Source organism: Alkalihalophilus marmarensis DSM 21297 (assembly GCF_000474275.2).
Classification (GTDB): Bacteria; Bacillota; Bacilli; order Bacillales; family Bacillaceae_D; genus Alkalihalophilus; species Alkalihalophilus marmarensis.
The window spans coordinates 235,316-243,830 of sequence record NZ_ATAE01000003.1; the positions used below are offsets into that span (position 1 = coordinate 235,316).

Here is an 8,515-nt window from a genome sequence, read left to right on the forward strand (position 1 = left end):
GGAGAGGAAGGGCGATTCTATGAAACTAAGAAAGATATTGATCAGCTGGCTAGCAATTGCTATGGTGCTGTCAGTTGCTTATCCTGCTTCATTACCAGCCGCAGAACAGAGCTCGGTAGAGGTTGATCATGTAATTGAATTAGATGTAAGTCAATCACTTTTTTCACTAACAGAAACGCGTACAACAGAAGTCCGGGCGACATTTAATGAAGAGGTAGATCCTGAGCAAATTGACGTACAGTTTGGCGGGAAGGATTTATCAGAGTGGCGTAAATGGACAGGTTCGTCGAATTATGATGGTGATCCATTTATTAATGTAATAGAAGGACCTGCTGTAGTAGAAGGTACAAATGAAGTGACGGCAACGATTGAATTTGGACTGCCTTTTAATCGTACAGATCTCTCTAACCGGACGATTCGAGTCCAATATCAAGATTTAATTGGAGAGTATGAACTATCACTAGTGAATCATGCAACAGGCGAGAAGGCTGCTACCACTGTCCAGCTGAATGTATATGATGAATTCTTATTTTATGATGAATTAAAGCCTGCAATTGATCAAGTGTTTGAGGAAGCAAAGGCTGATACAGATAATACCCGCTATTTGGATTACCAAAAGGTAGGGGAGTCGGCTGAAGGTCGCGATATTCATTTTGTTGTGTTAGCAAGAGATGAAGCTGCAGTTGATACATACTTAAATGAAACGCTGCCACAAGCATTAGAAGATCCTGCGAGCTTAATAGGAAAGCTTGAAAATGGAACAATGGGAGACTATCAGCTTCCGATTTGGTTTAATAATATTCACCCTGATGAAGTAGAAGGGGTTGATGCACAAGTTGAACTATTGAAGAAGTTTGCACTAGAAGAGGAAGTGACATTTACGAATACAGATGAGGATGGAAACGAAGAGCCTGTTTCATTAAATATGGATGAGGTACTTAATAATGTAATCTTCTTATATATGTTCACAAGCAACCCAGACGGCCGTGTGGCTAACACGCGTGCAAACGCTGACGGGTTTGACTTGAACAGAGATAATGCGTATCAAACACAAGTAGAGACCCAGCAGGTAAATGAATTGATCTCAACTTGGACGCCGCTGTCCTTTGTTGATATGCATGGCTATGTAAACGGCTTTTTAATTGAGCCAGGTACACCGCCGCATAACCCTAACTTTGAATATGACCTATTAATTCATAATATGATGGACCAAGCACATGCAATGGGGCATGCGGGTGTTGGGAATTCAAATTTAACAGATTACTTCATTGCCCAGCTTGAATGGGAAGACGGCTGGGACGATATGACCCCTGCCTACACTGCGATCTATGCTATGCTTCATGGCTCGCTTGGCCACACAATTGAAGTGCCGACATTAAGCCAGGATTCATTGCATGCTATGGTCGGTGTTGGACTTGGCTCCACATACTTTGTGACAGAGAATAAGGACGATCTTTTTAAACAGCAGCTTGAAATCTTTAAACGAGGAGTTAATGGTGAAGATAATCGAGCTGTTGATGAGTATTTTGTTAATGCAGCCGGGGAAGAAATAGGACGCGTCCGTCATGGGCATGACAGCTTCTTCCCAGATTATTATGTAATTCCGACAAATAAGGAGCACCAGAAAAACGTATTAGAAGCACATAAAATGGCTGAATACTTGCTTCGTAATGGTGTGAAAGTAGAAGAAACAACACGCCCTGTACATCTACAAGGCGAAACGTATCCTAAAGGAACATTTGTTATCCCAATGAACCAAGCTAAAAGAGGACTCGCTAATGCAGTGCTCTATCAAGGAGATAATGTTTCAGACTGGAATGCGATGTATGATCCGGTAGTCGTAAACTTTCCTGCCCTTCGAGGATTCGACCAGCTTGAGGTAAGAGAAGAAGGCGTGTTCACGGGAGTCACTCAAGAAATGGCTGAAGTCAACTTGCCAACTGGTGAATTGAGGAGCAATGCACCTAAGCAAGTGGTTAGATCAACTTCAAATGATACGGTAAAACTTATTAATGCCCTCCTAAATGAAGGGAAAAAGGTTGAAGTGGCAATTGAGAGTAAAGGGAATATTTCTCGCGGTGATTACATTATTTCTACTCAGGATCTACGAAGCTATAAATCTGCCTTCTATTTTGAAGCTCACCCAGCTGGTAACGGTAAGGGAGTAGAGACAAAGCAGGTTGTACAGCCAAAGGTTGCAGCTACAGGTTCAAACCAGTTGAATTTCTCTTTAAGACAATTAGGGTTTACACTAGTTAACCCTGAAAATGCAGACGTCATTGTTAGTGATACGGCTAATTTTAATAACCAACTGGCTGAAGGAAAGACCTTTATCGGGATTGGTGGTAATGCATTAAGATCTGTATATGATAGTGGAGTATTAGAAGGATATGAATATAAGCAAACAAGAGGTACTCATGAAGGGCTTGTCAAAACAAACGTGAATCCGCATAAGTTGACTGCAGGATATGAGGCCAATGAACTTCTTTATGTAACGACAGGATCTTATATAACCGAAGTTCCTGAAAGTGCAGAAGTGCTGCTAACTTTTAGTGAAGCTGAAGATTTCTATGTGTCAGGTTGGTGGCCTGGACATGCTGGGGCAAAAGGGCAAACAATGGCCTTTACCTCAGAGGTTAATGGAACCACTTATACATTATTTGCAAATGACCTGGCGTTCAGAGCACATACTGAACACAGTTACCGACTGTTAGCAAATAGTATTTTTGATGCAACTGTAAACTAAAATTAAAACCTCACCAGAGAGAACATCTCTGGTGAGGTTTTTTGCGAAAAAAACAAGCAGGGAGAAATCTCTACTTGTCATTTATTTATATTCTTCTACGTACCAATGATGGCTTGGTTCTGTGTTGGAATTAAGTTTCTGGGCAAAAAGCTCTGCTTCTGTGACGTCTATGAAAATCTTTTCTTTGGTGCTGCTAGAATCTTTTAAAGCTTCTAACATTTTTTCTGTACCTGTACCTCTTACTAGCTTGAACAAGTGATCAACTCCTCTCACCAATTCAGCTGTTCATTTAAGCTGTACACTGATTGTCGCATACATTCCGATAAGATGATACATTTATTGCTAAAAAGTTTCGGATTGTGTATGAAAAGGGTTAAAACGTCCCTAAACGGTCGAAAGGATAGAATCTTGCTATGACTTTTCCCGTCACATGATCAATTGGAACAGGACCAATCTCCCGGCTGTCAGTACTTCTGTTTCGATTATCTCCCATTACAAAGACATGATCGTCAGGAACAATCACCTCACTAAAATCATGATAAATAGATTCATAAATATACTCTTCTTCTAAACGAACCCCATTTTTATATACAAAGCCGCCTTCTATGGCAATGCGATCCCCAGGTTCGCCAATGACCCGTTTCACCCAATTATGGCGAGAATCTACTTGTCGATCTATAAAAGCGGCAAGCATTGGACTTTCTGCAAATGAATCCATTAATGTTCGCTCATCATCTATCCGGCTGTCTACAATGACAATTTCTCCTGCTTTAGGAGACTTTCCGAGAAGGTAGGGAGTCTTAAAAGCAAAAACCCGGTCACCAGCTTTTTGCTGATCATAATGATCCAAGCCTTCTAATGTAGGTTCCATTGAGCTCCCATCTACTGTAAATGGCTGGATAACAAAAACGCTAAGAGCAACAGCTAAGACTAGGGCAAGCACAATGGCTTTTGTCCAGCTCATTATTTCATAAATGAATTTTTTTACAAACATTCGATATCAACATCCTTTAATAAATGTTCTCTCTCTATTGTAATCGAACGACTATATTTTGTCAGTTTAATTGTGATAAGGTTATCAATGGAGGGGTAGTAATGAATCGTAACTATATTTCAATTTTATTTTTTTTAGCAGCCTTTACAGCAGTAGTAATGGCTGGCACAACTGCTGTTGCAGGCGATTTAAGTTTAGTGGCGTTGACGGTGATTGCCTCAATCTCTGCAGTGATTGGTGGAATCATTGGTTATTATTTATTTATAAAGTAGGGCATTTGGGAGGAACTTAAATGGAATTACTTTTGACATTATTCCTTATAAGCGGAATTATATTTTCTGTTTTCTATATACAGAAGAAGAGAAGAGAGCACCACATTACAGGCTGGAAATCACTCATCACCTCTGTCTGTTTTATCATTATTGCTTTAATTAATGCAGGAGCGAATCTATTTGGCATGCTGGGACTGATCAGCTGGGGATTAACTATCTTCCTCTTGTTAATGGGAGCGTATTTTACAAAGTATCTGCCAGCACCTCAAGAAAGGTGAAGGAACAATGAGGAAGAAAAATATGACTTCTAGATCTACTAGAGTATCATGAGTAAAAAACAGTGCCTGTTAAAAGACACTGTTTTTTATGCTGTCTTATATTGATTACGCCCTTGATCTTTAGCCTTATACAAGGCTGCATCTACTCGGTTAAGAAATTGGTCAATCTCTTCTTCATATGAATCACAGTAAAAACCGATTCCTGCAGAAAAGGTAATTACTCTGCCAGCAGGTGAAATGGTATCTTGCAAGAAACCTTTTAAACGCTTTGCAACATCTATGGCATCTTGTGTTCCGGCTTCAGGGAGGATGATCATAAATTCTTCCCCGCCAAATCTCCCGCAGACGTCTTTCTCTCTAGTAATTCTTTGCATTGCTTCTGCAAAAAAGACAAGGGTTTCATCTCCTGTTTTGTGGCCAAGTGTATCATTGACTGTTTTAAAGTGATCAATATCAATTAAAATAATTGAAAAATGCATTTGTTCTTGTAAAGCCTGAAGGGTCTTAATAAGAGCCCGACGATTTGCAAGACCTGTAAGCGGGTCTGTTAATGCTTCTTTTGTGGCAGATTGGAGTTGAGACTCCTGGTTTTGAATATAGTCTTTAAATGTTTGATTTAGCTGTTCGGCTTCAAAATACCAGGTTGGAATTTTTGTTTCATTTACTGTACTTTTATTCTCTTTTAACTTATAGGTTTGCATAGCTAACTGCTGGAGCGGATAAGCAATTCGATTGGCAAACATACGAGCGAGAAGGAAAGTGAGGAGAACAAATGGTATAGAATAGAACATCATTTTCTTAATTGTTCCTAACACTGGTTCCATAATAACCTCATATGGAGTTTGTGATACGATCCCCCAATTGCTAGAAGGGATATGTGTAAATCCGGCTAACATATCAATTTCTTTAGTGTTTGTGACTTTCATCGCACCGCTTTCACCATTCATAAGCTTTTTAACCACCGGGTTATCACTAACGACCTCTCCAATCCTATTGCGATCTGCGTGATAAATAATGGAACCATGCTGATCGACAACATAAACATAGGATCCATCCTGTGAAAAGTGTTCACCAAGAACTGTTTCAATGATGTTGTGATCTTGTAAGTAAATCACCCCAGCAAGCAGCCCATAATAATTGCCTTCGTGATCTTGAAGCGGGCTTGAAATAAGTAGAATTTTTTGCCCAACAACCCCGTCATATAAATCTGAAATAAGTGTTTCTTTTTTTTCGAGTGCTTCTGTAATTCCGACAGAGTGAACATGAAAACCGATAACATCTAATGCAGGAGCTGACGTCAAAACTTTAGCTTCCTCATTAATAACAGCTATGGAATTAAAATAATTGCTGCTTCTTAAATATTGATAAAGGGCTTTTGTTAGGCCTTCTTCATCACTAAGTAAGGGCACCATATCAATCGCTCTCAGTGATAAACTCTCCTTCATTGATTCAAAAGACTGATCTGTGATTTGAGCAAGTTTTTCAGAGTAAACTCTATTAATTTCCATTGTATGATTTATTGCATTCTCTTTGGTTACAAAGTAACTTACCAACAATGTGCTGCTAAGCAGCCCGAACATAGTTAAACATAACAATGTCAGGATCCAAAATCGTAAACTTTTTTTTAACATAAATGCCTCTCAACTATAAATATAAGTTCTTATAAAATGGTGATCTTTGTCTTGTGTCTTGTCACCTATAACGTATCATGATTCTGACTTTATTCCTACCATAAAATTGAAGGTTTTTAGGAAAGTGCGAATAGGGGCTGATTATGAAAGATATTAGGAAAGGTGCTGACAGGTTAAAGTCGGCAGAACTGGCTTCTTTATGGGCACAATATGTAAGTGATAGTGCAAGCAGATGTATGCTGCTTTACTTTAAGGAAGTAGTAAAGACAAGGAAGTCAAGAATGATGTTCTATGTATCAAGCTTAAATTCATTAGGGATTGAGTTTTACGGAACTGCGGTTTCACAAAGTCCAAGAATTGATTTAAGAGCAATGTATAATAAAATGCTGATGGATGTACAGTTATATGCAGAAGACGGGGCAAATTTAATGATTAAAAACAAATGGTTAGAGCAGCCTCCTCTAGCATTTGATCGGAAAGACCTAGCAGATGAGAACAAACGATCCTAGTAATGAGAACATCTGTTTGGTATAATAAGGTTAGCAACTGCTAGCAAGGTAGCGGCTGAACTCCCGTAGAGAGGGGGTGAGGCTTATTTTGACGATCTATGAGGCGTTAAGTTTACTGGCCCAATTCTCAAGCATCTTACTTGCTGTGTTAGCACTTACGGTCAGTATCATTGTGAGTCAGCACAAAAAGAAATAGCTACCCTGCCGCCAAGTAAGGTGAGCTATTTCAAAACAGCAATATCCAATTGGTCAGCTGCGTATTGCAGCAAGCAGTTGCTAGGACTGAGTGCATTTGCACTCGGTCTTATTTAGGTTGGATTGTTTTTTCATTTCTATTCCTATTATACATGAGGGACAAGGGGTTAAGCAAAGGGAAATGCAGAATGAAAATAAGTGAATTTATATGAATAATAATGTGGTCAAACATTACAAAGTATGGGTCTTTTTTATTCTAGGATAATTAGCGATACGAAATAAATTGGTCCTAGTACCTATGAAGTTAAAGGTATATATTCCCTTATATAATAGTCTGAAATATTGTATGATTCAGAATGTAAACTATTACTATAATGGAGGGAACTGTAAATGAAAAAGGCTTTAGTATCTATTGCTTTAGTAACTTCTCTAACATTAAGCTCTGTCGGTGTACAAGCTTTTGCACAGCCTTCTGCAACGAGCCAATCAGGCATTCATAATGTACTTGATAACCGTGTGATTAACCAAATTAATGTAGATAATATCTATAATAACATCGATTACCTACAGCAAACACCACGTGTAGCTGCCTCAGAAGAAGAATATCAAGCAGTGCTTTATATTAAGGAGCAATTTGAATCATATGGGTATGAAGCAGAAATTCAGCCTTTTGAATTTTTTGGATTTACAGCCCCTCATACTGTAGAGTTGTCAGTAGGTGAGACAAGCTTAACTCCTAATTCATTTACTTATACAGCGAGCGGAGAGGTAACTGCCGAACTTGTCGATGCGGGGTTAGGTCGTGAGGGTGATTTAGCAGGTGTAGAACTTGATGGAAAGATCGCTTTAATTCAACGTGGTGAAATCAGCTTTGGAGATAAAGTGCTGAATGCAGCAAGAGCAGGAGCTCGTGGGGTCATTATTTATAATAATGCACCTGGTACCTTAAATGGTACACTTGGCGGTGCGAATGATGAATTTGTTCCTGCTGTGTCTCTTTCACAGGCAGAAGGACAAGCATTAGCTACTCAGTTAGCTGATGGAGAGTCTCTTACAGCTTCTCTAACAGTTTTAGGAGCAGAGTCTGGGCTGCGTACTTCTCACAATGTGATTGCATCTAAGAAACCAACCAATAAAAACAAAGATAATGGTAATGTGATTGTGCTCAGCTCCCATCATGACTCCGTACCAGGAGCACCTGGAGCAAATGATAATGCATCAGGTACAGCCATGGTGTTAGAGTTAGCACGAGCAATGAAGAACCTGCCGACGGATACCGAAATCCGCTTTACGACATTTGGCGCTGAAGAGCTTGGTTTAATTGGTTCTAGACACTATGTAAATGAGTTACCAGATTCAGAGCTTAATAGAATTGTGGCAAACTTTAACTTAGACATGGTAGGAAGCCGCGATGCGGGTGATCTTGTCATGAGAACGGTCAATGGCCAGCCGAATCTTGTAACTGAACTAGCACAAGCATCCAGCTACCGCTTAAATGGTGCACCAACTCCATTTAACCAAGGCGGAAGCAGTGACCATGTTCCATTTGGAGAAAAAGGTATTCCTACAGCATTATTCATCCACAGTCCGCTTGAGCCATGGTACCACACACCAGAGGATACGATTGATAAAATCAGTAAAGAGAAACTCCAGGATGTGGCTCAGATTGTCAGCACTGCCATTTACGACTATGCAAGCTTTGACAATATGGGAGCTAAACCGAAAAAAGCGAAGCCTCAATCAGTCGATGCTCAAATGTACTTTGAAGAAGACGTTCAATAAGTATAGAAACCAGCCCATTGTGGCTGGTTTTTTTTTGTTCGCCCAGCATGGGCGAACTCTAACGGGTGAAAGTCCCGAGTACGACCCTGTAGCGGTAAGTACATAGCC

9 protein-coding genes are annotated in these 8,515 nt (G+C 39.8%); 6 read left to right on the forward strand and 3 right to left on the reverse strand.

Translation table 11 applies throughout. The features are described 5' to 3' along the window. Nucleotides 1–19 precede the first annotated feature (19 nt). Nucleotides 20–2,746 carry a M14 family metallopeptidase gene (locus tag A33I_RS01265; RefSeq protein ID WP_022626668.1) on the forward strand — a complete coding sequence of 909 codons (2,727 nt, stop codon included), beginning with the start codon at nucleotides 20–22 and terminating at the stop codon, nucleotides 2,744–2,746. A gap of 81 nt (nucleotides 2,747–2,827) precedes the next feature. Here the strand turns inward: A33I_RS01265 and A33I_RS20700 are convergent, their stop codons facing one another. Then, nucleotides 2,828–3,001, reverse strand: a complete 174-nt coding sequence (locus A33I_RS20700) for a hypothetical protein (RefSeq protein ID WP_022626669.1) — start codon at nucleotides 2,999–3,001, stop codon at nucleotides 2,828–2,830. A 118-nt stretch (nucleotides 3,002–3,119) separates the two neighbouring features. After that, nucleotides 3,120–3,740 carry a signal peptidase I gene (gene lepB, locus A33I_RS01270; protein ID WP_012957957.1) on the reverse strand — a complete coding sequence of 207 codons (621 nt, stop codon included), beginning with the start codon at nucleotides 3,738–3,740 and terminating at the stop codon, nucleotides 3,120–3,122. 101 nt (nucleotides 3,741–3,841) lie between these two features. Between lepB and A33I_RS20705 the strand changes: the two genes are divergently transcribed. Both A33I_RS20705 and A33I_RS01275 read left to right on the forward strand, forming a co-directional pair. Continuing rightward, on the forward strand, nucleotides 3,842–4,012 hold the full coding sequence (locus A33I_RS20705; protein WP_012957958.1) for a hypothetical protein: 171 nt from the start codon (nucleotides 3,842–3,844) through the stop codon (nucleotides 4,010–4,012). A 20-nt stretch (nucleotides 4,013–4,032) separates the two neighbouring features. After that, nucleotides 4,033–4,290, forward strand: a complete 258-nt coding sequence (locus A33I_RS01275; protein ID WP_022626670.1) for a hypothetical protein — start codon at nucleotides 4,033–4,035, stop codon at nucleotides 4,288–4,290. An 86-nt stretch (nucleotides 4,291–4,376) separates the two neighbouring features. Here A33I_RS01275 and A33I_RS01280 read toward each other — a convergent pair whose 3' ends face one another. Next, on the reverse strand, nucleotides 4,377–5,921 hold the full coding sequence (locus A33I_RS01280) for a sensor domain-containing diguanylate cyclase (protein WP_022626671.1): 1,545 nt from the start codon (nucleotides 5,919–5,921) through the stop codon (nucleotides 4,377–4,379). A gap of 143 nt (nucleotides 5,922–6,064) precedes the next feature. Between A33I_RS01280 and A33I_RS01285 the strand changes: the two genes are divergently transcribed. From A33I_RS01285 to A33I_RS01290, 3 genes are all read left to right on the forward strand, one after another. Further along, on the forward strand, nucleotides 6,065–6,430 hold the full coding sequence (locus A33I_RS01285) for a DUF3231 family protein (RefSeq protein ID WP_022626672.1): 366 nt from the start codon (nucleotides 6,065–6,067) through the stop codon (nucleotides 6,428–6,430). 88 nt (nucleotides 6,431–6,518) lie between these two features. Next, entirely contained in the window at nucleotides 6,519–6,626 is a 108-nt protein-coding gene (locus A33I_RS21225; protein WP_012957962.1) for a putative holin-like toxin, read from the forward strand. A gap of 389 nt (nucleotides 6,627–7,015) precedes the next feature. Further along, nucleotides 7,016–8,407: a M28 family peptidase gene (locus tag A33I_RS01290; RefSeq protein ID WP_022626673.1), complete on the forward strand. Its 1,392-nt coding sequence runs from the start codon at nucleotides 7,016–7,018 to the stop codon at nucleotides 8,405–8,407. Nucleotides 8,408–8,515 lie beyond the last annotated feature (108 nt).

What these genes read in the sequence shown, in the direction of transcription:
- A33I_RS01265 (WP_022626668.1), top strand. Translation starts at nt 20, where the DNA reads ATGAAACTAAGAAAGATATTGATCAGCTGGCTAGCAATTGCTATGGTG.
- lepB (WP_012957957.1), bottom strand. Translation starts at nt 3,740, where the DNA reads ATGTTTGTAAAAAAATTCATTTATGAAATAATGAGCTGGACAAAAGCC.
- A33I_RS20705 (WP_012957958.1), top strand. Translation starts at nt 3,842, where the DNA reads ATGAATCGTAACTATATTTCAATTTTATTTTTTTTAGCAGCCTTTACA.
- A33I_RS01275 (WP_022626670.1), top strand. Translation starts at nt 4,033, where the DNA reads ATGGAATTACTTTTGACATTATTCCTTATAAGCGGAATTATATTTTCT.
- A33I_RS01280 (WP_022626671.1), bottom strand. Translation starts at nt 5,921, where the DNA reads ATGTTAAAAAAAAGTTTACGATTTTGGATCCTGACATTGTTATGTTTA.
- A33I_RS01285 (WP_022626672.1), top strand. Translation starts at nt 6,065, where the DNA reads ATGAAAGATATTAGGAAAGGTGCTGACAGGTTAAAGTCGGCAGAACTG.
- A33I_RS01290 (WP_022626673.1), top strand. Translation starts at nt 7,016, where the DNA reads ATGAAAAAGGCTTTAGTATCTATTGCTTTAGTAACTTCTCTAACATTA.